Origin of the sequence: Streptomyces sp. NBC_00885 (genome assembly GCF_045207475.1) — a bacterium.
In the GTDB taxonomy this organism is placed as follows: domain Bacteria; phylum Actinomycetota; class Actinomycetes; order Streptomycetales; family Streptomycetaceae; genus Streptomyces.
This window is the reverse complement of sequence record NZ_CP108796.1, coordinates 8,432,825-8,456,485: the sequence shown is the minus strand read 5'-3', so window position 1 is coordinate 8,456,485 and position 23,661 is coordinate 8,432,825. Positions and strand designations below refer to the sequence as shown.

Annotated in this window: 21 protein-coding genes and 1 pseudogene; 9 read left to right on the top strand and 13 right to left on the bottom strand. The window is 68.3% G+C overall.

The genetic code is table 11. The features are described from left to right. Positions 1 to 37 precede the first annotated feature (37 nt). A complete protein-coding gene (locus OHA61_RS38450; protein ID WP_388056073.1) occupies positions 38 to 166 on the bottom strand; it encodes a hypothetical protein in 129 nt (42 codons plus the stop codon). A gap of 5 nt (positions 167 to 171) precedes the next feature. Between OHA61_RS38450 and OHA61_RS38445 the strand changes: the two genes are divergently transcribed. Together OHA61_RS38445 and OHA61_RS38440 are read left to right on the top strand one after the other, a co-directional pair. Then, on the top strand, positions 172 to 756 hold the full coding sequence (locus OHA61_RS38445) for a DinB family protein (protein ID WP_406307023.1): 585 nt from the start codon (positions 172 to 174) through the stop codon (positions 754 to 756). 45 nt (positions 757 to 801) lie between these two features. Further along, positions 802 to 1,628 (top strand): annotated as a pseudogene (locus tag OHA61_RS38440) (IS5 family transposase). Between the two features lie 11 nt (positions 1,629 to 1,639). Here OHA61_RS38440 and OHA61_RS38435 read toward each other — a convergent pair. The 3 genes from OHA61_RS38435 to OHA61_RS38425 all read right to left on the bottom strand — a co-directional run bounded on the left by OHA61_RS38435 (position 1,640) and on the right by OHA61_RS38425 (position 6,040). Next, positions 1,640 to 2,257, bottom strand: coding sequence for a hypothetical protein (locus OHA61_RS38435; RefSeq protein WP_406307022.1), 618 nt, complete (start codon positions 2,255 to 2,257; stop codon positions 1,640 to 1,642). Between the two features lie 252 nt (positions 2,258 to 2,509). Further along, a complete protein-coding gene (locus tag OHA61_RS38430; RefSeq protein ID WP_406307021.1) occupies positions 2,510 to 4,000 on the bottom strand; it encodes a Dyp-type peroxidase in 1,491 nt (496 codons plus the stop codon). A 348-nt stretch (positions 4,001 to 4,348) separates the two neighbouring features. Beyond that, positions 4,349 to 6,040: a flavin monoamine oxidase family protein gene (locus tag OHA61_RS38425; protein WP_406307020.1), complete on the bottom strand. Its 1,692-nt coding sequence runs from the start codon at positions 6,038 to 6,040 to the stop codon at positions 4,349 to 4,351. A 427-nt stretch (positions 6,041 to 6,467) separates the two neighbouring features. Between OHA61_RS38425 and OHA61_RS38420 the strand changes: the two genes are divergently transcribed. Beyond that, positions 6,468 to 6,917, top strand: coding sequence for a hypothetical protein (locus OHA61_RS38420; protein WP_406307019.1), 450 nt, complete (start codon positions 6,468 to 6,470; stop codon positions 6,915 to 6,917). Positions 6,918 to 6,932: 15 nt separating this feature from the next. After that, positions 6,933 to 7,358, top strand: coding sequence for a hypothetical protein (locus OHA61_RS38415; protein WP_406307018.1), 426 nt, complete (start codon positions 6,933 to 6,935; stop codon positions 7,356 to 7,358). 67 nt (positions 7,359 to 7,425) lie between these two features. Here OHA61_RS38415 and OHA61_RS38410 read toward each other — a convergent pair whose 3' ends face one another. Next, entirely contained in the window at positions 7,426 to 7,869 is a 444-nt protein-coding gene (locus tag OHA61_RS38410) for a DUF2000 family protein (protein WP_406307612.1), read from the bottom strand. 88 nt (positions 7,870 to 7,957) lie between these two features. On the opposite strand from OHA61_RS38410, the gene OHA61_RS38405 reads away from it, so the two are divergent. Then, positions 7,958 to 8,746, top strand: a complete 789-nt coding sequence (locus OHA61_RS38405) for an AraC family transcriptional regulator (protein WP_406307611.1) — start codon at positions 7,958 to 7,960, stop codon at positions 8,744 to 8,746. A 74-nt stretch (positions 8,747 to 8,820) separates the two neighbouring features. Here the strand turns inward: OHA61_RS38405 and OHA61_RS38400 are convergent, their stop codons facing one another. From OHA61_RS38400 to OHA61_RS38390, 3 genes are all read right to left on the bottom strand, one after another. Beyond that, complete coding sequence (locus OHA61_RS38400; protein ID WP_406307017.1) at positions 8,821 to 9,660, bottom strand: class I SAM-dependent methyltransferase; 840 nt, start codon at positions 9,658 to 9,660, stop codon at positions 8,821 to 8,823. 262 nt (positions 9,661 to 9,922) lie between these two features. Beyond that, complete coding sequence (locus OHA61_RS38395) at positions 9,923 to 10,843, bottom strand: aldose 1-epimerase family protein (protein WP_406307016.1); 921 nt, start codon at positions 10,841 to 10,843, stop codon at positions 9,923 to 9,925. 261 nt (positions 10,844 to 11,104) lie between these two features. Then, complete coding sequence (locus OHA61_RS38390; protein WP_406307015.1) at positions 11,105 to 12,073, bottom strand: DUF389 domain-containing protein; 969 nt, start codon at positions 12,071 to 12,073, stop codon at positions 11,105 to 11,107. A gap of 338 nt (positions 12,074 to 12,411) precedes the next feature. Between OHA61_RS38390 and OHA61_RS38385 the strand changes: the two genes are divergently transcribed. Both OHA61_RS38385 and OHA61_RS38380 read left to right on the top strand, forming a co-directional pair. Beyond that, positions 12,412 to 14,226, top strand: a complete 1,815-nt coding sequence (locus OHA61_RS38385; RefSeq protein WP_406307014.1) for a glycoside hydrolase family 15 protein — start codon at positions 12,412 to 12,414, stop codon at positions 14,224 to 14,226. 9 nt (positions 14,227 to 14,235) lie between these two features. Then, positions 14,236 to 15,168, top strand: coding sequence for a cyclase family protein (locus OHA61_RS38380; protein WP_406307013.1), 933 nt, complete (start codon positions 14,236 to 14,238; stop codon positions 15,166 to 15,168). A 45-nt stretch (positions 15,169 to 15,213) separates the two neighbouring features. On the opposite strand, the gene OHA61_RS38375 is transcribed toward OHA61_RS38380, so the two are convergent. After that, positions 15,214 to 16,176: a 2-hydroxyacid dehydrogenase gene (locus OHA61_RS38375; protein WP_406307012.1), complete on the bottom strand. Its 963-nt coding sequence runs from the start codon at positions 16,174 to 16,176 to the stop codon at positions 15,214 to 15,216. 138 nt (positions 16,177 to 16,314) lie between these two features. On the opposite strand from OHA61_RS38375, the gene OHA61_RS38370 reads away from it, so the two are divergent. Then, positions 16,315 to 16,800, top strand: a complete 486-nt coding sequence (locus tag OHA61_RS38370; RefSeq protein WP_406307610.1) for a gluconokinase — start codon at positions 16,315 to 16,317, stop codon at positions 16,798 to 16,800. 171 nt (positions 16,801 to 16,971) lie between these two features. Beyond that, a complete protein-coding gene (locus OHA61_RS38365) occupies positions 16,972 to 18,552 on the top strand; it encodes a GMC oxidoreductase (RefSeq protein ID WP_406307011.1) in 1,581 nt (526 codons plus the stop codon). Between the two features lie 88 nt (positions 18,553 to 18,640). On the opposite strand, the gene OHA61_RS38360 is transcribed toward OHA61_RS38365, so the two are convergent. From OHA61_RS38360 to OHA61_RS38345, 4 genes are all read right to left on the bottom strand, one after another. Next, complete coding sequence (locus OHA61_RS38360) at positions 18,641 to 19,684, bottom strand: cytochrome d ubiquinol oxidase subunit II (protein ID WP_406307010.1); 1,044 nt, start codon at positions 19,682 to 19,684, stop codon at positions 18,641 to 18,643. Then, complete coding sequence (locus tag OHA61_RS38355) at positions 19,681 to 21,165, bottom strand: cytochrome ubiquinol oxidase subunit I (protein WP_406307009.1); 1,485 nt, start codon at positions 21,163 to 21,165, stop codon at positions 19,681 to 19,683. Before OHA61_RS38355 ends, OHA61_RS38360 begins: the two co-directional genes overlap by 4 nt. A 94-nt stretch (positions 21,166 to 21,259) precedes the next feature. Next, positions 21,260 to 22,600, bottom strand: coding sequence for an NAD(P)/FAD-dependent oxidoreductase (locus OHA61_RS38350; RefSeq protein WP_406307008.1), 1,341 nt, complete (start codon positions 22,598 to 22,600; stop codon positions 21,260 to 21,262). Positions 22,601 to 22,606: 6 nt separating this feature from the next. Continuing rightward, positions 22,607 to 23,446, bottom strand: a complete 840-nt coding sequence (locus OHA61_RS38345; RefSeq protein ID WP_406307007.1) for an SDR family oxidoreductase — start codon at positions 23,444 to 23,446, stop codon at positions 22,607 to 22,609. Positions 23,447 to 23,661: the final 215 nt, after the last annotated feature.

Below are 23,661 nucleotides of genomic sequence, written 5' to 3'. Positions count from 1 at the left end.
TTCGTTTACGCCAGCCACGCCAGCCTTAGAGGTTGTCTCACGTGGCAAGTTTCGCGAGCTTCTTGTAGCAAGTCAGGGCGGCGGCGATGGCCAGGCCTCGGCTCTGCCAGTCGTTGCGGACCACGTACGGGATCTTGAGACCACGAGCAGCCCATGGCAGGCTCATGCCGCATGATCGATGAATTCGCGAAAGACAACCTGCACGGGAGACTGCGGCGGGACCGCAAGGCGCTGCTCTGGAAACTCGACGGCTTGTCCGAATACGACGCCCGCCGACCTTTGACAGCGACCGGGACCAACCTCCTCGGCCTCGTCAAACACGTGGCCACCGTCGAGGCCAGGTACTTCGGCGAGGTCTTCGACCGCCCTTCCCCGGAACCGCTGCCCCGGTGGCAGGACTCCAACGGCAGCGATCTGTGGGCGACCGAGGACGAGACCCGCGATCAGATCATCGGGTTCTACCGGCGCACGTGGGAACACTCGGACGCGACGATCAACGAGCTTCCCCTCGACGCCCCCGGCCACGTGCCGTGGTGGCCGGAGCCTTGTCCCAACACGAACCTGTTCGCCATCATGGTCCATGTCCTCGGCGAGTCCAACCGGCATGCCGGGCACGCCGATATCCTGCGCGAGGGCCTCGACGGCCGGACCGGGTTGCGCCCCGAACACGAGAAGCAGATCGACGAGGAAGCCCGTGCAGCCTACTGCGCGAAGATCGAGCAGGCCGCCAGGACGGCCGCACCAATCAAGGATTAGAGGTTGTCTCACGTGACTTGATGTTCGTGCTGCATGATGCCCGTCGTGGGTGCTGATCTGTCGAAGCGTCTGGTTCCTGATGAACTCTGTGAGCCGGCCGCCCCGTTGCTGCCGTCGTTCGCTGCTCGTCCCCGGTGGTGGCACCGCTCCGTGTGACGAGCGGGCCGTGTTCACGGCAGTGGTGTACGCGCTGACCAGCGGCTGTGCCTGGCGGCATCTGCCGCCGACCTTCGGCACATCGCCCGCCACAGCACATCGCCGCTTCACGGTATGGACCGAGGCCGGCCTGTGGCGTCAGCTGCACCGGGCGGTGCTGGACGAACTCGGGGCCCGGGGCGAGGTGGACTGGACCTCGGCGATCGTCGACGCGGCCTCCGTTCACGCCAAAAAGGGGGGATCGCTGACCGGGCCGAACCCGGTCGATCGCGGCAAGAAGAGCAGCAGGCTGCACGTGGTGTCCGATGCCCAGGGCATCCCGCTCGCCGTCGCCGTGTCCGGCGCGAACATGCACGACAGCCTCGCCCTCAAGCCGCTCATCCGCGGCATACCCGCCGTCCGGTCCCACCGGGGACCACGGCGGCGCCGCCCCATCAAACTCCGCGCGGACAAGGCGTACTTCTCCGGCGAACACCTGGCCTGGCTGCGCGAGCGCGGGCTCGTCGCGCGCATCGCGCGGGCCCGGCATCGAGTCCGGCGAACGCCTCGGTCGGCACCGCTGGAAGATCGAACGGTCGATCGCCTACCTCTTCGGCTACCGCCGCCTCACCGTCCGATACGAACGAAAGGGCTCGCACTTCCTCGCCTTCCTCGGCCTGGCCGCCGCCCTGACCTGCTACAAGAAGCTCGCGAAACGCCGCTGCCCCGCTCGATGACGTGGAGCTACTCAGGCCTGACGACGAGGTGTTCGGGGGGCCAGGTCCGCTTCCCTCAGTGCCCGGGTACGGCCGAAGGACCAGGTTCCCAGACCCGCCAGCACGGCCGCCCCGAGTCCGTACAGTGGCAGCCACCGGGTCGTGGTGGCTGCCAGGCAGTCGGCAGTGGCCTCATGGCTCTGGCTGTGCTGCGCGTAAACCAGGGCGGCACTGTCGCGACCGGCGAGGTTTGCCAGCGCGGCCTCTGCGCGCAGGCTCTCGTACTTGCCCACCTCCCGGCAGTCGCTGCGGGTCCGTGTCATGGGAAAGAGCCACGCCGAGCGCTGCAGCATCGGGGCCAGAGCGATCGCGACGCACAGGCCCACCACCAGCGAGTACGCGACCAGATTCTGCGTGTACGCAGAGCGGAGGACGGGCGTCCACGGCGGCAGGCGAAAGGCGGAGAAGATCACCGCGAGAAGCGTCACTCCGATATATGCGGCGAACCACTCCCAGGAGCCCTGAGCGAGTGCGAAGGTCAGCACGGCAGCGAGCCCGATGCCAATGACCCCTGCCTGGGCGGGGGCGCCCGGGTCGCCTGTGCCGGCCGATGTGCCTTTCCGGGATTCCTTGGCGTCAAGGGCGTCCACGGTCACTCCTCCCGCTCGTCCGAGGCCACCAGTGTTCGCGCCTATCGCACCTTCAGCCTGAGCACTGCCGGACCATCCAGGGAGCCGCCCGATTGGCAGACCCTCCGCGCGGTCGCTCCGAGGCTTCTTTCCGGTCAGGCCTCATCGAGGTGGTCGGCGATTGGATGGCAAGACCTGCCGGGCTCCAATCGGAACCTCGAGTGGAGCCCGCTTCGCCTGCTGCCGCTGCTGCAGCGGAGCGGGGGCATCGCTCTATGCGCCGGCCTTCTCGAGGAAACTCAGGCTGGGCATGAAGAAGTACTCGCCGCCCATCATCGTGACCGACTGCTTGAGAGTGGCCTTGATCCGCTCATTGTTGCCGTGCTTCTGCGGCCATTCCTGTTCTGTCACCTCACCCTGCCCGATGATCGGGTCGAGCCCGGTATCCAGAGCACCCGGCGGATTCGGCCTCACCTCAGGACGCAGGAACTTGGGATCGTTGCACCAGGACTTCTGCATGAACTCGAACTGGTTCGGGATGCTGCTCTGAGCACACAGAAAGAGCAGGCCGACTTTTCCGGCGACGTCGAAGCTGATGGCCCGGCGGACGATGCGGGCGTCTCGTTCAAGCGGACTGCCAGTATCGCCCCGCGGGTTGGTCTTGCGGGTGTGCGCCTGGAACGGGCACTTGTCGCCGTTCGGGTCCTGTTTGTAATCGAAGTTGTTCGGGATGTCCTTGCCGACCCCGCTCTCCGAGGCGAACTCCATCACCGGGGCGCCATCACGGAAACGCCCCATGATGTAGGCGCCGGCCAAGTCCTTGTCGGCCTCGTTGGCCGCTTCACGGCCGTCGGCCTGGGCGATCGCGGTGGCCAGGACGAACCTGTCGTGGTTGAACTGGGCGATGTTCTGTTCGAGCTTGCGGTAGACGAAATACGTGCCGTACCCGGTCTCCTTGTCGCCACCCGGGTCTTTGACCAGGACCAGCCCCAGCGGCGCCGACGGGTCGAATCGGAACTGTCCGTCCACGGGTTTCGCCTTCTCGACGTCCGCGGCGTAGAACAGCGGGTTGCTCACCCCGTCGACGAATCCGAAGTGCTCCCTGACCGGGCCGTTCTCCCCGTAGCGCAGGACGGTGCCGATCTCCCTGTGCGCGATTCTTCCGCCGCTCCTGCCGACCTCGTCGCTGATCCGGTCGGCCTCCAGCGCGACCTTGGCCGCGCTGTCGTCCGCGACGATGACGAGGGCGTGCAGATCCTGCTGGAACCCGGCCTCCCACTGGTCGTGTCCTGCGGGTGCCGATACCGGCGGATCGCCGAGCTTGCTGGTCGTCTCCTTGTTCTGCGCACCGCGCTGGAATGCCGCGTCCTGCGGAATCTGCCCCGCGGGTGTGCCCAGCTTGTCGTACCCCTTCTTCGAGATCAGCACGTTGATGAAAATGTCGCTCGCCCGCTCGGTGAGTTGTGCCTCGCGCCAGGCGGCCGGATACGACTGCTTCTCCGCTTCGGCGAAGATCTTGCGGCGCTGCAGTGAGTCCTTCCACTGCTTCGATGCCGATGTCACACGGCCTGCCATGGAGCCGAGCCATTTTCGGGCTTCGGCCGGCTCGGTGAACTGGATGAACAGGTGCTGGCTGTGGTCACGTCCATGACTCTTGAGGATGTTGCCCTGGATGTCCCTCAGGTACCTGTCGAGGTCGGATGGAAGGTCGGAAAAGGCGTCCTTCGGGCCGATCGGCGATTTGTTTGCGAGGTCGAGGGGCATGCCGGACTACTCCATTCGCGAGAAAAAGGGGGGAGCGGGCTCTGAATTCCGATCCCATGGTGCTCGCGATGCTTAACGGGTGAGGTGCGCGATTACTCCGGGCGCCCGGGGCAATCCCGCGTATGGCCTTCGTCGTCTTGACAGGACTGCGCTCTTGGGAACGGGCTGCTCCCTCGCCGTCTCCCGGCCGTGGAGGGAGGGCGGGCCCCCGACGCTGCGTCGAAGAGGCCCGCACCGCGCCCACCGCAGGTCTCCCGTCGGGGCGCACGATCCGGGCATCTCGCCTGCGGCCAGGAGCCAGACTGCGCGACGACCGGTCATGTCCTGACCGGCTGCTGCCTCGGCGGCTTACGAGCCGAGGTAGACGCTTGACGAGAGCCACGTCGGACGGGCCAGGCCGAAGTGCTCCTCCAGCATCAACTCGGCCTGGGTGAGCGCGCCGTAGACCCAGCCCTGCCCGGTCGACCACGCGGATCCGCAGACGTACAGGTTGGCGTCGGGAAGCGGGTGGCGCATCCGCGGCATGACCTCCCAACTCTTCGCCCCCACCTGCCAGAAGTGGTAGGCCGCTCCGTAGGGGTCCTGCACCCAATCCTGGAAGTAGGCCGCCGTCGGATCGGGGATGCGGGCGTCGGGGCCGTGAAGCTCGCGCAGCTGGCGCTGGGCCTCGTCGACCAGCCTCCCCGGCGCCGCCGCGTCCATCGGCCGTGGCGGCCGGGTCTGCGCAACCGGGGCAAGGCGGTTCGGCTGCGGCAGGAGCTCGTTCCAGAACTCCACGTCGTCGATGTCGTTGTAGGAGGCCAGCAGCAGGGCATTGCGGTTGGCGGGATCGGCCCCGGCCTGGTCCCCCTCGACACCCCAGTAGTAGACCTGGCGCAGCGGCAGGTCGGTGACCGAGCGGCCGGCCCGCAGGCCGAGATCCTCCCACCACGGCCGGTCGTAGCCGAGGAAAAGCTTGGAGGCCGGCCGCGGGATGATCGAGCCGAGGTCGGACAGGAACTGGTCGCTGCTGAAGAGGAAGGAGTCCGGGTCCAGCAGCTCGATCGAGCGCTGAGGCATCGCCAGAATGACATGGCGCGCCCGGACCGTGAGCGGCCGGCCCGCGGGCCAAACGGAGAGGGCAAGTCTCAGCACCTCCTCGCCGTCGACCGTCTCCCGGTCGATCCGTCGCACCTGGTGGTGCAGGTGGACCTTCCCGCCCTCGGCCACGAACTGCCTGACGAGCTCCTCGGGCATCGTCTGGTAGCCGTTGCGCAGGATCAGGTAGTTCGGCGGCGGGGAGCCGACGAAGTCCGCCACGGACGCTTCCATAGCCTCGATGCCGTTGACGTTGGCCACCACCGCGCCGTAGCCGAAGCCGTCGTCGAGGAACTTCCACCCCTCTTGCCCAACCGCGTCGAGCAGCAGGTTCCAGAACCCGACGTCGTAGAGCTGTCGGCCGTCGGCCGTCACGGTCGCCTTGACCTTGTCCCAGGCCTGGTGGTCCATGGAGGCGGCGTTGGGGATGTAGCGCTCGATGACAGACAGGAGCGCCTCGTCCGGCGTTTTGCCCCGGATCGCGGCCGGCAGGTCGTAAGGCACGACCTCCGGATCGGCGAATTGGGGCAGGGCGAAGCGGCGTTGGCGCAGATAGGCGAGGTTCTTCGGCTCGTCGACCGGGAAGGGTGTTGACGGCAACCCGAGATGGCCCACGAGGTCGGCCACTACCGGGTGGTTGCTCAGGTAACGCATCCCGCCGAGCTCGGCGTGCAAATGTGGCATACCGGGCGGCGTTACCGAGAAGAGGCGGCCGCCGACGCGCTCGCTGCTCTCGAACAGGCCCACTACGAGGGGACCGCGGCGACGTCGCCGAAGATCCTCCAGCACGCTGCTGCGCTCGGCTTCCGGGCCGAGCAGCCGCCAGGCGGCGTACGCCCCGGAGACTCCAGCGCCGATGACCGCAACGTCGACCACGCCGTCCTGCGTCTGCGTCGCCGCCTCCGTCACCCCGTCGAGCGCCTCGGTCCCCCTGAGCACATCGCGGCGCGTTGGTTCGCCCATCTCCGACAGCCTCCCAGCTCACATGTCCTCGGTACGCCACCTGCCGTGGCCACGGACTCCCATAACATAATTAAACAGACATTTATTGACCTCTTGTCGACGGCGAACGGGCGAGTGGCAGCGCTCCGCTTCGAGCGGGCGGAACCGGGCGGCGCGGACGGCATGCGGGGCACCGGGGGTGTACGAGGGGATCCTTGCCGGCCAGTGGTGCGGAAGGTCGGGTACTGCGGAGTGCCGCTGGGCGGGCTGCCGTTCGGCACCGCGCGGAAAGGCGTTGCACACTGGCGTGGCAGGGGTTGGAAACACTCACGGGGAGCAGTCCGTAAGACCGGCCCCGGGTGCGCTGACTCCGCTGGAGGCTTAGCGTGGTGATCAGCGCTGCGGTGCTTTTCCGTCGATATCCATCGATGCCAGCACTGGAGTAAACATGCTGCTAGCGTCAAGCCTCGCGGGTTACTTCCACTGGGAGTTGCTCCTGGCGGCTATTTTTGGCTTTGTGGGAAGCTGTGCTTTCCTTGGTGCACTCTTTCTCGGATTTCTTGGAGAGCAGGCCGCTGCGCGAATACGCCCGGGCTTCGAGAAGTTGGATATCCGCCCCAAGGGGCAGCCGGCGACAACACGCTTGAGTCCTTCCAAGATCTGCGTGTTCGTCATGCTGGGAGCTGCGCTGGCCGTGATCTTCCAGTTTCCTTACGGCACACAGTTCGCCTATCTTCAAGCGCTCATCGTAGGTGTCGCGTGGCCCACCCTGATAGGACAGATTATGCGCCAGGCGGAGAGCGAGAAGATCTTGGGGCTTGCTGACCAGGTGCAGAATCCTGCAGGATCTCCCACCAGTGCCCCTGTCAAGCAGCCCGCTGTGAATGTGCCGACGTGACGGGGAGCTGAAATCGTGGTCGCCTACAAAGACGTAGCCAGTCTGCCGGTAGAGCAACTACTCTCCAGCGCCGACGCACCCTTTGTGGTCACGCCCCAAACGAGTGTCGCCGACACACTCATGGGTCTTATGGAGAGGCGCCATGGAATTGCTCTCGTAAAGAGAAGTGCAACGGACTTCAGATCTGTCAGCCTTGAGCAGTTGCGTGAGGCTACCGAAGCTGTTGGGGGCGATGCGCGCAATGTTCCGGTTGACAGCTTCGTCGGTAATGGGGAATCCGCCGAGGTGTTCAGGGTGCCCGGAACGATGACGATTGCAGGTCTGGCTGAGCGGGGTACTCCGAACGAGATACTGATAGTTACTGACCCTCAAAGCGGCGAACCTCAAGCAGTGATCAATCGCACGCAGCTGGCCGACCGCATTCGAGGGCTGGTTTCCTGAGTTCGCTGCTGTCTGCTCGCTCGCGTCAGCTCCCTCACCGCCCGTTGCCGGGCTGATGTGAAGTCGCTCAGGGGTGCATTCGCGCGCCCTTGAGGACCTTGTCCACCGCGTTGCGCGGCCCATAAATGGCCAGCCCCACCAGATCGAGCTGATCCCTGCCCACGGCCCGTACAGCCGCCCGGTTGTCCCGGTCATTGCCCGTTCTGAACAGCTCTGAAGTGAACACGGCTCTGGGCAGTGAGCGAGACAGCGCACGACCGTGCGCGGCGGTCAGTGTCTCCTTCGTCGCCTCGCAGACCAGCACAGGCTGGCGGAACATCGGCAGATACTCGGTGTTGTCGGCGTCCGCATACGGCTCGCCGATCACCTCGGGTGACACCGTGCCTATCCCGCTGACCAGGAAGGCGGTTACATTCAGCCGCTGCCACGACTCAAGGTCGTCGCGCAGCAGGACGGCAATCTTGGTGTCGAAGCGGACAGGCACGTTCTCAGACCTTGCACCGGTCACCATTCCGGCGCCGGCCTCCGTCTCGTCCTCGGTTCTCATGCTTCGAGACTCCACGATGCACGCCTTCTCCGTCTTGTACGTTCTTTGCGTGATGCCCCGGCAGGAGATCTCCGCTTGGCGCCCGCGGGTCGCGGGTGTCGTAGAGGTCTTCCATGCTCACTTCACCGAGCACGCGTACCCCATGCACGTCCACGACGCCTGGACTTTGCTGATCGTCGACGACGGCGCGGTCCGCTACGACCTGGACCGCCACGAGCGCGGCACCCCGAGCGACACCGTGAGCCTGCTCCCGCCGCAGGTCCCGCACAACGGCTCACCTGCCACCCCTCACGGCTTCCACAAACGCGTGCTCTACCTCGACATGACGCAGCTGGACCAGAGCTTCATCGGTCCGGCGGTCGACGGCCCGGACGTCACCGAGCCCGTCCTGCGCAAACGCGTCGGACAGCTGCACACAGCCCTCGCGAACCGGGGCGACGAGTTCGAGGCGGAGAGCCGCCTGGCCCTCATCAGCGAGCGACTGCGCGAACACCTGCGCCCCAGGCCAGCCGTCGGCAGCGCGGAGCCCGACCCCGGAATCGCCCAGAGCCTGCGTGACCTCCTCGACGAGCGACTGCTTGAAGGCATCGCCCTTGAAGAGGCCGCGCAGCTGGTCCACGCCCACCCCACGCATCTCGTACGCGCCTTCAGCGCCGCCTTCGGCATCGCACCCCACCAGTACATGATGTCCCGCCGCGTCGACCGGGCCCGGCGTCTGCTACTCGACGGACAGCCGCCGGGCGAGGTAGCGACCGCGGTCGGTTTCTACGACCAGTCCCATTTCACCCGGCACTTCAAGCGAGTCGTGGGCATCACCCCAGGCCGGTACGCCCGAAGCTGAGCCGTCAACTGAGCGTGGGCCGCCCGCACTTGCTGCCACACCTGCTCCTGGCCCAATTCACCGGTTTCGAAGAATCACGCGACCGGCAGAGGTACCGGTTCAGCGGGGTCTCGCCACCAGACGAAGACCTCGGTGCTCGGCTGGCGTTCGGAGAACCTGCCCGACGCGGAGACCTCCAGCAGCAGCCGACGCAGGTCTGCCTCGAATGCGTCGCGGCGCGGGCCAAACAGGTGCGGAGCCGAGAACGACATCGAGAACACCCCCGCGACGACGTCGTCAACCGTGCGTTCCAGCGGCTGTCCGCCGGGAACGACATGACGCTGCGGACCGGAGAATCCCGCCCGGGCGAGCACCGCGGCCTCGCCGCCGGGTGTTCCCTGCGGCAGCACGCCCCGACCGGCTCGTCGGACCGGTCCGAGGTAGTGCCTGACCAACCCCTCGATCGCCGCACAGGGCACCGCTGGATACGGCAGAGCGTCGACGGTTCGGGTCTCCGTCTTCACGTCCGAGATGTGCACCAGGGCCCCGCCAACTTGAAGCATGTCCCTGGTGGTTGCCGCCACCAGGTCGCGGTCCATCCAGTGGAAGGACTGGCCGAATGTGGCCACGGAGAACGTTCCAAGTCCTGCGGGAAGATCTTCGGCCCGAGCCTGAACCCACTGCGCCTTCTCGGCCACTCCTCGCTCGACGGCCTCACGCTTGGCTTCGGCGATCATCTCCCTGTCCGGGTCCACGCCGACGATCTCGCCGAACAAGTGGGCCAGACCCAGGGCGAGGGTTCCCGGTCCGCATCCCACGTCGATGAGGCGCCCTTGCCCATCGAACTTCAGAACCTCGGCGAGTACGTCCGCCAGCCCGGGGGCGTAAGGAAGCCTCCCGCGCTGGTAGTAGGCGGCGGTACCCGAGAACAACATGTCGTCCCACTCCCAGCCGGCCGCCACGTCCGCCCACCACCTTCACGAAGATCCGAACGCCGATGCGGTGCGTGACGATGTGCGCGACCATGTCGGCGGCAGCTCGGCCCGGACGAGGTGCTGATCATCGGTGACACCAGGTTCATCAAGAATGTCCCCGCCCACGTGCTGAATGAACGGATCGAGGAACTCGGCCTTGGCTATGTCCTCGCCGTTCCGGCTGCAACAGCGATCACCCCGGACCGGGCGCGCGCCGGTCAGATCACTCTCCCCACGGCGTGATCCCCCACCTCACCGTGTGCCGCTCGCCGGGGCCGAGGCTGACGAGCCCGGTGCCGCTGCGGAAGGCGTCCGGCGGGCAGGTCATCGGCTCGACGGCGACCGCGCGACGCCGCTCCCCCGGCGGCAGAGTGTCGCCCGTGTAGAGCTGCACGTAGTCGGCGCCCTCGCCGAGCCACACGTCCGTACCGAAGGCACCCGACGGGTGTGCCAGGCGGACCACCGCCCGCCCGTCCGCGTCCCGGTCGAGGTCGCCGAAAGGGGTGTCAAGTCGGCGTGCTCCCACGGCGTGCGGTGCACGCAGGTCGTACGCCGTCCCGGCGACCGGCTCGGCGGCCACCGGCAAGCCACGCTCGTCGGTGCGCAGCCTCGTCCGTGCGGGGACCGTCAGCACCGCCTCGTCGACGACCGCAGTGCCCGCCATGACGTAGGGATGCTGGCCGAAGCCGTAGGGTGCGGCGCTCTCGCAGAGGTTCCGCGCCGTGACGGCCACCTCAAGTCCTCCCTCCCCGAGGGTGTACTCGGCGAGGACGTGGAGGTGGAATGGGTAGCCCGGCTGCGGCCACAGTTGCACGGCCAGTGCGGCCCGGCTGTCGCTCGACTCCACGACACGCCATGAGACCCACCGAAGCAGCCCGTGGAGGGCGTTGCCGCCGGCCGGCTCGGTGAGCGGGAGTTGGTGCTCCTGCCCGTTCCAGCGGTACCGGCCGTCCCTGATCCGGTTGGGCCACGGCACCAGGATCTGGCCGCGGCCGCCGGTGATCCGGCCCTGCGCGGCGAACCCGTCGATCACGGCGCGTTCACCCACTGTGTACGACCTGAGCGCCGCGCCCAGCTCAACCACGACGGCGGTGTGGGGGCCGTGGCGGAGCGTCAGTTGCTGTCCGGTGCGGCTCTCCTGCACGCGTGGCCCCCTTGGTCCGCCCGGCGGGCGCTGTCAACCGCGGTCGATGTGGTGACCTGCGGTATTGGCCTCCGTCGGGAGCATGCGGCCGCGCGCAGAGCCGGTCAAGCGCGACACGTTCCACGGGCGGAATCGCTCGGCGCTTTCGCCCACTGGAGCCACGGGCGGTGGATGACGGGCCGGCCCCCCGGCTGCCACCACGGCCGCCGCATCCTTCCGGTCGGCGCACGGCAGCCTGCTTCCCCGGTCGGAACGGCGGCGTCACCCGCCGCGCGAGCGCCTGCTGCGCGAGTGCACGCTGCCTCGGCCGATGCGCCGCCAGACAGCACGTTGGAATCTGAGCGTCAGCACACCCACCACGATCAGGAGCACGATGTTGAGCAGCAGCTGGAGCATGGACCCGCGCGCCTCGCTCCAGCTGGAGAACGCGCAGGAGACGCCGACGTCGGCGGCAGCCGGGATGGTGGTGACCGAGATGAAGACGCCGAGCAGTGCGCTGGTTCTGGCCTGGGTCAGCGACACGATCCCGACGATTCCGGCCAGCACCGCGACGACGACGGAGAAGACGTTGGGGGCGTCGATCAGGCTCGAGACCGGTCTGATGCCCAGGTCGAATGCCCTGGGTTGCAGTTCGAGTCCCCGGATCGCCAACGAGAACAGGAATGTCACCACGATGGCCGTCAGGAATCCCACAGCAAGGGCGAAGAGGCCCTGACGGATCCTGGTCCCGTTGCCACCCTCGATGCCCAGCGCGACGCTGGCGATGGCCCCGTACTCCGGTCCGACGACCATGGCCGCGACGATAAGGATCTGGGAGTTGGTGAGGATCCCCACCGACCCGATGACGCCTGCGATGACCAGATAGAGGTAGAAGCTCGGCAGGTATGTACCCTCGGCGCGAATGCGCGCCTCGACCTCCTCCCAGACCGGCGCATGCGCGAGCGCCCCCAGTTGCTTCTGCTCCGCCTTGGCGGCGGTGTCGGAGAAGGCCATCTCGACCGGTTCGATGACGATGGATCCGCGGCGGTCGAGTTCCAGCTCGCGCAGACCGCGCAACACGTCGTTGGCCGCACCCGCCAGGATGTCGCACTCGACCGCGTCGCCGTCGGGGTTGCGCGCCAGTTCGCGCAGTACGACCAGGTTGAACACGTAGCGGTCGTCGGCCAGCAGCTCAACCGCACGGGACGTCAGGTCAGGAGGGCTCACCAGTCGGACGTGGATCATCTCCATGCACAACCTCCATCGCCGGGCCACTCGGCCGCACCGGGGCGCGACGGCCCGGGCGTCGAGTCCGGACCCCACGTGCCCTGGGCAGGCCCTAGCCAGTAACGCCCGCCGGGCGGGCGGTCGGCAAACCGAGGGCGGTGCACGGTTTGGTCCCCCAGGGGGCGCCCGGACGGCCCTGCTGTGGGCCCCCTGCGATGGCCTCAGCCGGAGCCCTGCGCCGTAAGGGGTGCCGCCCCGCGAGCCGGGGACCTGGGCGAGCGGTCGCCCCGCCTCGGCATGGCGAGGACCACCGGGGTGAGCGATGGTGGATCTCAGGAGCATCTCGAGCCCCCGGAGTGGCCATGGACCGCTACCCTCCCATCGCCGAGCACGGCCTGGTGGGCGACCTGCAGACCGCTGCCCTCGTCTCGTCGCAGGGCGTCGTCGACTGGTTCGCCGCTCCCCGGTTCGACTCCCCCAGCATCTTCGCCGCGCTGCTCGACCACGACCGCGGCGGATACTTCCAGCTGGCCCCCGAGCACCCGGACGGGACCTCCAAGCAGCTCTACTACCCCGACACGGCCGTCCTGGTGACCCGCTTCATGTCGCCCGACGGCGTGGGCGAGGTGATCGACTTCATGCCCCCGGACCGGACCGGCGTCGCGAGCGACCGGCACACCCTGATCCGGGCGGTGCGCGTCGTGCGGGGGACCGTGGACTTCGCGCTCGACTGCCGGCCGCGCTTCGACTACGGTCGCGCCGAGCACGAGCTCGAACTCGACAACGACGCTGCCGTGTTCCGGGCTCCGGGCATTGAGGCACACCTTCAGGGCACCTTCCCGCTGGAGAGGAACGGCCAGGACGTACGCGGCAGGCTGACTCTGCGCGCGGGAGAGTTCGGCGGCGCAGTCTTCACGGTGTGCGCTCCGGGCGCCACGCCGGAACCTCCCACAGTCGAAGGGGTGACCAAACAGTTCTGGGAGGTCGTCGACTTCTGGCACACCTGGCTGCGCCAGTCCCGGTACCGGGGCCGCTGGCCCGAGCTGGTGCACCGCTCGGTGATCACCCTGAAACTTCTCACCTACGCCCCCACCGGCGCCCTGGTTGCCGCGGCCACCACGGGGCTGCCCGAGCAGGTCGGGGGGGAGCGCAACTGGGACTACCGGTTCACCTGGGTACGCGACGGCGCTCTGTCCGTGCGGGTCCTGCTGGACCTCGGCTTCGCCGAGGAAGCCACCGCCTTCGTCCACTGGCTGGTCGCCCGTCTGCGCGAGCGCGAGGGCAAGGACGGTGAACCGCTCCAGACGATGTACCGGGTCGACGGCAACCCCGACCTGCCGGAGGAGACCCTCGCTCACTTCGAGGGCTACCGCGGTTCGTCCCCGGTCCGGATCGGCAACGGTGCGGCGGACCAGCTCCAGCTCGACATCTACGGTGAGGCGCTTTACGCGGTGTCCCAGGGCCTTGAGCTCGCCCAGCAGGCCACGTACGAGGGTTGGAAGACGCTGACCAGGACGCTGGACTGGTTCGCCGACACGTGGGACAGGCCGGACGAGGGCATCTGGGAGACCCGCGGGGGCCGGAAGGACTTCACCTACAGCCGGGTGATGTCCTGGGTCGCCTTCGACCAGGGGCTGCGGCTGGCGGACCGCTTCCGCAGACCCGCCGATGTGGACAAATGGCGCAGGGCGAGGGACGCCGTCTTCGAGCAGGTGATGCAACGCGGATGGAGCGAGCGCGAGCGCGCCTTCGTCCAGCACTACGACGGCGACGTCCTCGACGCCTCCCTCCTGGTCATGCCGAGGGTCAAGTTCCTGGCTCCCAGGGACCCCGCCTGGCTGTCAACGCTCGACGCGATGGACCGCAAACTCGTCTCCGACAGTCTCGTCTACCGCTACGACCCGTCGGCATCACCGGACGGCCTGCGCGGCTCGGAGGGTACTTTCAGCCTGTGCACCTTCCTCTACGTGGACGCCCTGGCCCGAGCCGGACGGCTTCCCATGGCCCGGTACACCTTCGAGAAGATGCAGACCTACGCCAACCACGTCGGCCTCTTCGCCGAAGAGGTGGGTCCGAGCGGGGAGCAACTGGGCAACTTCCCCCAGGCGTTCACCCATCTGTCGCTGATCATGGCTGCCGTCACCCTGGACGAGGCGCTCGACCGGGTCGGAAAGTGAGCGCGGTTCATGGCCACCCCGGCGGGATTGCCCCGGCTCAGCGCCGGCGAATTCGCCGAACTCTACGCTCGAGTCCGCCGCAGGGCCCGTGCCTCCCACCGCGGTGCCCTGGACGACATCACGCCGCGTCATGTGGTGGCGGCCGCAGCCGAGGTGAGGACGGGCCGCACGGTGACGATGGCGGCGCAGATCGAGACGGAGCAGGGGCCCGACAATCCTGAGCCGACCGGGCACCTCATGACGGGCGCCGTACGGGGTGGGATTGAATCGAGCGGGCTCCAGTTCGCCAGGGACCGCTTCACGATGAACGTTCACGGGGACGCCGACAGCCATCTCGACGCCCTGTGTCACGTGATCTACAACGGCACCCTGCACGGTGGCGTGGACGCGAACACCGTCACGCCGGCCGGGGCCACGGCCCTGTCCGTCGAAGCGGCTCGCGACGGAATCGTCGGACGCGGCGTGCTGCTGGACATTCCGCGGCTGCGCGGTGTGCCGTGGCTCGAACCAGGCGATCACGTGACCCTCGACGACCTCACCGCTGCCGAGAGTGCCCAGCACGTCCGGGTGTCCGACGGCGATCTCCTCTTCGTCCGGGTAGGGCACCGTCGCCGCCGCAATGAGCTGGGAGCGTGGCACTCGGCAGACATGCGCGCCGGGCTCCATCCCTCCGCGCTTCAGTTTCTGGCGGACCGGCGGGTCGCGGTGCTCGGCGGCGATGGGAACAATGACACCGCGCCGAGCTCCACCGAGGGCGTCGATTTCCCTGTGCATGTGCTCGCCGTCCATGCCATGGGACTTCACCTGCTGGACTACCTGCAGTTCGAGGACCTTGCGGCAGTCTGCGCGGCGGAAGGGCGCTGGTCGTTCCTCTGCGTCATCGCCCCGCTGAGGCTGCCGGACGCCACCGGCTCACCGGTCAACCCGATCGCTGTGTTCTGAGGCCGTCCCGGACTCGGCAAGCCGACCCTCGGCGCTGGTCCTCCGTCAGGGAGCGGGCGGCGGCACCATGTTCTCCAGCGGCTCCCCCTTCAGATAGCGCAGCAACTGGGCCCGGACCAGGCGGAGAGCGCGGGGCAGGAAGGCTGAGGTGGTGCCGCCGACGTGGGGGGTGATCAGGGTGTTGGGGGCGTGCCAGAGCGGATGCCCGGCGGGGAGCGGCTCCGGGTCGGTGACGTCGAGAGCCGCACTCAGCCGTCCGGCGCCGAGCTCGGCGAGCAGCGCGCCGGTGTCCACCACGGGACCCCGGGACACATTCACCAGCAGCGTCCCGTCCCGCATCCGGGCGAGGAAGTCCGCGTCGGCCATGCCGCGGGTGTGCGGGGTGAGCGGGACAGTGAGGACCACTACGTCGGCGCGGGGCAGCAGTTCGGGCAGTTCGGTGATGGGGTGCACAGGACCCCGTGGGGCATCTCGGGCGGTCCGGGCCACTCGCAGCACGTCGCACTCGAAGGGGGTGAGCCGGGCCTCGACCGCGGAGGCGATGGAGCCGTAGCCCACCAGCAGGACGGTGCGGTCTGCAAGTGCCTGACGGAAGCCGCCCATCCACTCGGCCGTGTCCTGATTCCGGATGAAGCCGGGGAGGCCACGCAGCGATGCGAGCATGAGCGTCACCGCCAGCTCGGCGGTGCTGGCGTCGTGCACTCCCCCGGCGTTGCAGAGCACCGCGCCGGTGGGGACGTGCTGGTGGAGGCCCTCGACGCCGGCGGAGAGGGACTGGACGACCCGAAGCCGCGGCAGGCGGGGCATCAGCGGCGCGGCCACATCCGCGAAGGTGTACGGAATGACGAAGAACTCCACCGCCGCCAGGTTCTCGATGCCGGGCGGAGCGCCGGTACCGTCCCACACCGCGACGGGCAGTCCCGCGGGCAGGCCCCCGATCTGCGACGGGGGGTACGGGAGCAGAAACCTCGCGGCGCTCCGATCGGTCGGACGGTCCATGGGGCTCATGGGCTGAATGTAGAGTCTGTCGGCCGGTCGGGCAGCTCAGGGGGCGGGCCCTGTCCTACCGTCAGGCCGAGTCGGACGGACGAGGCCGGGAGGACCTTCGTGGGAGCAGCGTCTCGGGTGCCGCCGGTCGTGGTGGTCATGGGTGTGTCGGGTTCGGGGAAGTCCACGGTGGGCCGGCTGCTCGCGGACCGGCTCGCGGTGCCCTTCGTAGAGGCTGACGACTTCCACCCGGCCGCGAACCGCGCCAAGATGGCCGCCGGCCGGCCGCTCGACGACGAGGATCGCGAGCCGTGGCTGCTGTCCCTCGGCGAGTGGATCCGGCAGGCGACCGCCTCCGGCCGGGGCGGAGTGATGGCCTGCTCGGCTCTCAGGTACGAATACCGGGACATGTTCCGCCGGGCGGGCGAAGGCGTCGTGTTCCTGCACCTCGCGCTCGACCGGGCGTCCGCCGAACGACGGGTCGCCGGACGCACAGGCCATTTCATGCCCGCCCGGCTGGTGGACTCCCAGTACGCCGCACTCGAACCGCTGCGGCCCGACGAGCGCGGCGTGACCGTCGACGCGGCGGCCGATCCGCAGAGCGTCGTCGACCAGGCGTCGAGCGCCGTACGGGCGATCGGGTGAACAGGGACCTCTTCAGCACTCATCCGGTCGCCGGCACCAGAGCTGCCCGATAGCTTCGGATTCGGCACTGAATGTCCCACGTATGCAGGTGCATTTTGACCCGCACACCACCTGTCCTGCGGGCGAGCACTACGGCGAGGACAGCCATCGACTCGTAGAACGGGACCCCGCATGGCCGACGATCAGCACTACGACGTCATCATCATCGGTACGGGAGCGGGCGGCGGCACGCTCGCCCACCGGCTGGCCCCCACCGGCAAGCGGATCCTGATCCTGGAGCGCGGCGGCTACCTGCCCCGCGAGCGGGACAACTGGGACTCCACCGCCGTCTTCGTCAAGGGCAAATACCGCGCCCCCGAGTTCTGGTACGACAAGCACGGCAATGAGTTCCCCCCGGAGGTCAACTACTACGTCGGGGGCAACACCAAGTTCTACGGCGCGGCGCTCTTCCGGCTCCGGCCCGAGGACTTCGGCGAGCTGCGCCACCACGACGGCGTCTCTCCGGCCTGGCCGATTCGCTACGAGGACCTGGAGCCGTACTACACGCAGGCGGAGCAGCTCTACCTCGTACACGGGCGGCACGGCGAGGATCCGACCGAGGGCCCGGCCAGCGGCGAGTACCCCCACCCCCCGGTCGAACACGAGCCACGTATCCAGCAGCTCAGCGACGACCTGGAGAAGAAGGGGCTCCACCCCTTCCATCTGCCCATCGGCGTGAACCTGACCCAGGACGAGAACGGCAGAGCTACCCATGACAGCGTCTGCATCCGCTGTGACCGGGTGGACGGCTTCCCCTGCCTGATGGGCGCCAAGTCCGACGCCCAGGTGATCTGCGTCGACCCGGCGCTGAAGCACGACAACGTCACCATGGTGACGGGCGCCCATGTCCGGCGCCTTCAGACCGACCCGACCGGACGGACCGTCACCGGTGTCGTTGCCGAGCTAGAGGACGAATCGACGCGGGAATTCAGCGCCGACATCGTCGTGGTCGCCTGCGGCGCGGTCAACTCCGCTGCCCTGCTGCTCCGTTCGGCGAACGACAAACACCCGGACGGCCTGGCCAACAGCTCGGACGTGGTGGGACGCCACTACATGCGGCACAACAACCTGGCGCTGATGGCGGTGTCGAAGGAACCGAACCCCACCAAGTTCCAGAAGACACTGGCACTGAACGACTGGTACCTGGGGGCCGACGACTGGGATTTCCCGCTCGGCGGCATCCAGATGCTGGGCAAATCGGACGCCGATCAGATCCACGGCGAGGCGCCGCGCTGGGCCGGCGCGGTTTCACCGGACATGCCGTTCGAGATGCTCGCGCACCATGCCGTCGACTTCTGGCTCTGCGGGGAGGACCTCCCGCTGCCCGAGAGCCGCGTCACCCTCGACAAGAACGGCGACATCCATCTGGCCCTCGACGAGAAGAACAACGTCGCCGGGCTCAAGCGCCTCCAGCACAAGCTGCAGGGGATGCTCGGGCACCTGGGCATGCACGAGCACCATCTGCTGTCGCACAGCATCTACCTCCACAAGGGCATGCCCATCGGGGCCACCGCCCACCAGGCAGGCACCGTCCGGTTCGGCACCGACCCCCGCAGCTCGGCCCTTGATGTGGACTGCAAGGCCCACGACCTCGACAACCTCTACGTCGTGGACACGAGCTTCTTCCCCAGCATCGGCGCGGTGAACCCGTCGCTGACGGCGATCGCCAACGCCCTGCGAGTCGGCGACCACATCGCCGCCCGGCTGCGCTGACGGGGTCCGCACGCAGCGACGGAGCCGGCGGCAGGTGGAAGTGCCACCGGCCACCGGCTCCGTCGCTGAGGGAACCGGACCAGATCCGCTACAGCTGGTCGCCGGGCGCTCTGGCCGCCAGCGTGTCCGCGTCGGTGAGCGGCTCCAACTCACCCTGCGTGTCGAGCCGGTAGAGCAGCACCAGAGCCGGGCCGACCAGCACGATAGCGATGCCCGTGACGATCGCCAGCCAGCGCAGGGTATGAGGGGCGCCGGCCGCCTCGGCCACCGTCAGTGAGGTGGGCAGAAGGTAGGGCCGCTGCGCGAAGCCCCAAGCGCCGACGGTGAGGGCCACGCTCGCCACCGAGGTGTAGCGCGTCCAGCCGTAGGACCTGCGCACCAGAAGCAGCACCGTGGCCAGACCGCACACCGCTGCCAGCACGATCATCAGCAGACCCAGGCCCCTGGTGAGGCCCTCCCAGACGTACCGGGCGTCGTCATGAGTGACGGGGAGCGCGATGAGCGCGAGGACGACGATGGCGGCGAAAGCGAGCAGCGCCCGCAGACGGAAGTAGCCCACGAGGTCTTCCGTACCGAACCGTCGAGCATCGGCACACAGGAACACCGCTCCGAGGAACGCGGTGGCGGCGATGGTCAGCAGACCGGTGAGGACCGAGGTCGGGTTGCTCCAGGCGTCCGCGGACGCGGTGGTCCCGACCGCGACCCGGCCGGCAGCAATGCCGCCGAGCACCGCCCCGAGGAAGAAGGGCGTGAGGAGCGATGAAATGGCGAACGCCGCACCGTAGATCCGCCGTTGGGCCAGTCGGCGGGACGGCTTGCGCAGGGCGAACCCGGCGCCGCGGAGCACCAGGCCGACGGCCGCGAGCGCGAGAGGCAGCCACATGGCCTCGAAGACGGCCTGGAACATCGTCGGGAAGCCGGTCCACATGACGATGAAGACGAAGATCAACCAAACGTTGTTGACCTCCCAGACCGGCGCCATCGCGTGATCGACAAGCCAGCGGGGCCGTGTGCCGCGCTCCGCACCTCCGGCCATGAGGTCCCAGAATCCCGCGCCGTAGTCGGTACCCCCGGCACAGGCGTAGGCGGCGATCGCGACCACCAAGACCCAGGCGATGAAATCGGCCATCATGATGCACCGCCAGAGGTGCGGTCGGAGCCGCCACGGGGCGCGGTCCCGACGGCCGCGGGCTCGGGCTCGCTTCTGGGCCCGTACGGGGTGTCAGACTCCGGAGGCAGGCCGGTTCGCCCGGCCGCCAAGCCCTCGTCCGCGATGCGCCAGCGGGTACGCAACTTCAGGATGACCGCGAGGAACGCGCCCAACACGACCACATACACGGCCATGACGATGCCGAGCATGGCCCACAGCGATCCGGCCTTGGTGGCGGTCACCGCCTCCGAGACCCTCATGTGGTTGTAGACGATCCAGGGCTGGCGGCCGACTTCCGTGGTGATCCAGCCGCACTCCACGGTGACCAGGCACGCGGCTCCCGCGATGGCGGCGCAGCGGAAGAACCAGCGGCTGCGAGGAAGGTCCCGGTGCCGTAGCCAGCACCAGCCATACCACAGCGCGAGCAGGATCAGCACACTGCCGACAGTGGCCATGATGTCAAAAGCCCAGTGGGCGATGGTGGCCTGGACGGCGGTGGGCCGGTCGGACGCCGCCACCGAGGTCAGCCCGGTCACCTGGGTACTCGGCTTGAAACCGGCGAGGATCGAGTCGAGCTGGGGGATCTTGAGTCCACCGGAGATCGTCCCGTCGCTGTTGAGCCGTCCGAACAGGTACTCCGGCACATGGGTGTCGGTCTTCCAGACGATCTCCATGGCGGCGAACTTGATCGGCTGCTTGTGGAAGACGGCCCGAGCAGCGGAGTCGCCGAGCATGAACTGGACCGGCGTGAGGATAGCCGCAACGGTGAACGGCACCGTGAAGCCGAGCCGGTGGTAGCGGTCGCGGCGCCCGCGCAGCCAGCCCACCGCGTACACCCCGGCGACCACATACCCGGCGGTCAGGAGCATCGCGACCACGAAGTGCCAGTACTCCGGGCCGAACATCGGTGTGAAGATCGCCTGCTGCACGTCGACGTCGACGGGCTTGCCCTGGGCGTCGAGATTGAACCCCTGCGGTGTGTTCATCCAGGAGTTGGCGGCGATGATTCCGAACGCCCCCATCAGGGCAGCCAGCGGCAGCGGTACGGCCAGCCAGAAGTGGGTCCATGGCTTCAGCCGGCGCCAGCCGTAGAGGTAGATCGCGATCAGGACGGCTTCCAGGAAGAACGCCCACGCCTCGACACCGAAGCCGAGTCCGAAGACGTCACCCCAGCGCCCCATCATGCCGGGCCACAGCAGGCCGAGCTCGAAAGATAACACGGTGCCTGTTACGACGCCGATGGCGAACTGGATGGCCATCACCGCAGACCAGCGCCGTGCGAGTTTGAGGGCGACGGGGTCGTTGCGGCGAAGCGCCCGGTGATGCATCAGCAGCGTGATGAACGGCAGCGCCACCCCGAACGGGACCAGCAGGATGTGCGAGGCCAGGGTGAAAGCCATCAGCTCGCGAGCCGGCAGGAGTTGGGGCGGGGTGTTCGCCAGAATGGCCGCTGTACTGAGCATGTGCGCCTCGATGGTCTGCCCCGCGGGGCGCGGGGGGTGAGGAACGACAGGGGGCGAAGGCCGTCGGCCGGAAGGTACCGGCCGGGTGCCGTGGTCAGGGAGGCGGTGGGGGCGCCTGCGGCCCCGGCGCCCGGCCGACCGGCGCGTCGGCGTCGGACGAGGTGAAGGCGCGCTCGCGTCGCGAGCTGGTGGCGAAGGCGACGGACCAGCTGAGCACCGCTCCCAGCCTGCTTCTGTATCCGGTGAGGAAGATGATGTGGATGAAGAGCCAGGCGAGCCAGCCGACCGCGCCCGACAGGTGCAGCGGGCCGGCCTTGAGGACGGCCCGGCCGCGCGAGATGTAGGCGGCACTGCCGAGGTCCCAGTACTTGAAGGGCTTCGGCTGCTTCGTCCTGCCCTCCACCGCGTGGCGCACGGCCCGGCCGGCGTATGCGCCCGACTGCATGGCGACCTCGGCCAGGCCCGGCAGCCGGTCAAGGCTCATCACATCGCCCGTGACGCGGATCTCCGGGTGACCGGGGACGGTGAGATCGGGTTCGACGACGATGCGTCCGGCCCGGTCCTGCGTGGCACCGGTTGCCCGGGCCAGCGCGGCGGCAATCGGCGGCGCCTCGACCCCGGCCGTCCACAGCACGGTGCGTGCCTCGAACCGCGTCGTTGCGCCGTCACGGCCCTTCACCGTCAAGCCGTGCGCGTCGACGTCGGTGACGATCGTGCCCAGGTGAAGCTCCACGCCGAGGCTCTGCAGCGTTCGGGCCGCGCGGCGGGCCAGTGCAGGGCCGAACGCTCCCAGCACCTCGTCGGACCCCTCGAAGAGCAGCACCCGGGCCTGGGCGGAGTCGATCGTCTGGAACTCCCGGTCGAGCGTATGGCCGGCGATCTCCCTGATCTGGCCTGCGAGTTCGACACCGGTCGGCCCGCCGCCGACGAGCGCGAAGGTGAGCCACTGCTGCCGCTCCCGGGCGTCCGTGGCCGTTTCGGCCATCTCGAACGCCTGGTAGATCCGCCGGCGGATGTCCAGCGCGTCGTTCAGGGTCTTCATGCCGGGGGCGTGCGCGGCGAACTCGTCGTGCCCGAAGTAGGACTGGCGCATGCCGACCCCGACGATCAGATCGTCGTAGGGCAGCTCGACAGCTCCGCCGTCGGGCCGCCGGGCGTGGACCAGCCGGGCTTCGACATCCACGTCGGTGGCCTCGGCGAGCAAACAGCTCACGTTGTGGTGGCGTCGCAGGACCGCGCGGAGCGGTTGGGCGATCTGGCCCTCGGACAGGATTCCGGAGGCGCACTGGTACAGCAGCGGTTGGAAGAGGTGGTGGGCGCGGCGGTCGACCAGGGTCACCGCGACCGGTGACCGCCGCAGCGCGCGAGCAGCGAACAACCCGGCGAACCCCCCGCCGAGGATGACCACCCGGCGGGGCGTCACATGATCCTGCATCGGAGATCAGCCTCCGGTGGCGAAGCCGGGGAAGAGCGTCATACCACCGTCGACGTAGAGCGTGGTGCCGACGACGTAGTCGAGCAGGTCTGAGGACACGGCGACGACGGCATTGGCGATGTCGTCCGGGTCGCCCACACGGCGGTACGGAATAAGCCGCAGGAGTTCGGCCTCGGCCTCGGGCGTTGACCAGGCGTCGCGATTGATCGGCGTGCGGATCGCGCCGGGTGCAACCGCGTTCACCCTGATCCGATGGGGGGCCAGCTCCTGGGCGAGAGTCTGCATCAGCATCCCCACACCACCCTTGGAGGAGGCGTAGTTCACGTGCCCCGACCACGGGATGATCTGGTGGACCGAGCTCATGCAGATGATCTTCCCGGCCGACCGGGAAACCTCTTCCACCACGCCGCGCCGCATGAACTCCTTGGCGGCCTCCCGAGCACAGAGGAACTGGCCGGTCAGGTTGACATCAATGACCTTCTGCCACTGGGCGAGCGTCATCTCCGTCAGAGACGAGTCCCGCTGGAGGCCCGCGTTGGCCACCATGATGTCGATGGTTCCGAACTCCTCGACCATCCGGGCGACCATGGCGATCACCTGGTCCTCGTCGGACACGTCAGCCTGATGGGCGTAGGCTCGCACCCCGAAGTCCTTGATCTGCGCCACGACCTTCTCGGCCTCGTCCGCGCCGACGACGTAGTTCACCACCACGTCAGCTCCGGCCCGGCCCAGGGCAACGGCAGTCGCCAGGCCGATGCCCGAGTTGGCGCCGGTCACCAGCGCCTTCTGGCCCCTGAGCAGCTGCGCGGATGTGGTTCCGCGGCTCTCGTCGACTCCAGTTGCCACGAGCTCTCCTTAGGCGTATTCGAACGGCCCGCCCGCCCACGTGAAGAACGCCGACGGGCGATGCATGAGGGGGAGGTTGAGCCTCGGACTGTCCGCCAGGACGGGCCCACATGAGCAGTCCCCAGCCTGCGCACAGACGAAAGCACCCTGCGTCGTGAGCGGGACGGACCGGCGCGCCACGCGGCCGTATTTCGGCTGGGCATGTCACACGGTCG

Bases quoted from the DNA above. Each gene is read 5' to 3' on its own strand.
- OHA61_RS38370 (WP_406307610.1), top strand. From the start codon at position 16,315: ATGGGTGTGTCGGGTTCGGGGAAGTCCACGGTGGGCCGGCTGCTCGCG.
- OHA61_RS38390 (WP_406307015.1), bottom strand. From the start codon at position 12,073: ATGGAGATGATCCACGTCCGACTGGTGAGCCCTCCTGACCTGACGTCC.
- OHA61_RS38410 (WP_406307612.1), bottom strand. From the start codon at position 7,869: ATGGTGACCGGTGCAAGGTCTGAGAACGTGCCTGTCCGCTTCGACACC.
- OHA61_RS38420 (WP_406307019.1), top strand. From the start codon at position 6,468: ATGCTGCTAGCGTCAAGCCTCGCGGGTTACTTCCACTGGGAGTTGCTC.
- OHA61_RS38360 (WP_406307010.1), bottom strand. From the start codon at position 19,684: ATGATGGCCGATTTCATCGCCTGGGTCTTGGTGGTCGCGATCGCCGCC.
- OHA61_RS38375 (WP_406307012.1), bottom strand. From the start codon at position 16,176: ATGAGCCCCATGGACCGTCCGACCGATCGGAGCGCCGCGAGGTTTCTG.
- OHA61_RS38355 (WP_406307009.1), bottom strand. From the start codon at position 21,165: ATGCTCAGTACAGCGGCCATTCTGGCGAACACCCCGCCCCAACTCCTG.
- OHA61_RS38350 (WP_406307008.1), bottom strand. From the start codon at position 22,600: ATGCAGGATCATGTGACGCCCCGCCGGGTGGTCATCCTCGGCGGGGGG.
- OHA61_RS38380 (WP_406307013.1), top strand. From the start codon at position 14,236: ATGGCCACCCCGGCGGGATTGCCCCGGCTCAGCGCCGGCGAATTCGCC.
- OHA61_RS38365 (WP_406307011.1), top strand. From the start codon at position 16,972: ATGGCCGACGATCAGCACTACGACGTCATCATCATCGGTACGGGAGCG.
- OHA61_RS38400 (WP_406307017.1), bottom strand. From the start codon at position 9,660: ATGTTGTTCTCGGGTACCGCCGCCTACTACCAGCGCGGGAGGCTTCCT.
- OHA61_RS38425 (WP_406307020.1), bottom strand. From the start codon at position 6,040: ATGGGCGAACCAACGCGCCGCGATGTGCTCAGGGGGACCGAGGCGCTC.
- OHA61_RS38445 (WP_406307023.1), top strand. From the start codon at position 172: ATGATCGATGAATTCGCGAAAGACAACCTGCACGGGAGACTGCGGCGG.
- OHA61_RS38405 (WP_406307611.1), top strand. From the start codon at position 7,958: ATGCCCCGGCAGGAGATCTCCGCTTGGCGCCCGCGGGTCGCGGGTGTC.
- OHA61_RS38430 (WP_406307021.1), bottom strand. From the start codon at position 4,000: ATGCCCCTCGACCTCGCAAACAAATCGCCGATCGGCCCGAAGGACGCC.
- OHA61_RS38450 (WP_388056073.1), bottom strand. From the start codon at position 166: ATGAGCCTGCCATGGGCTGCTCGTGGTCTCAAGATCCCGTACGTGGTC.
- OHA61_RS38385 (WP_406307014.1), top strand. From the start codon at position 12,412: ATGGACCGCTACCCTCCCATCGCCGAGCACGGCCTGGTGGGCGACCTG.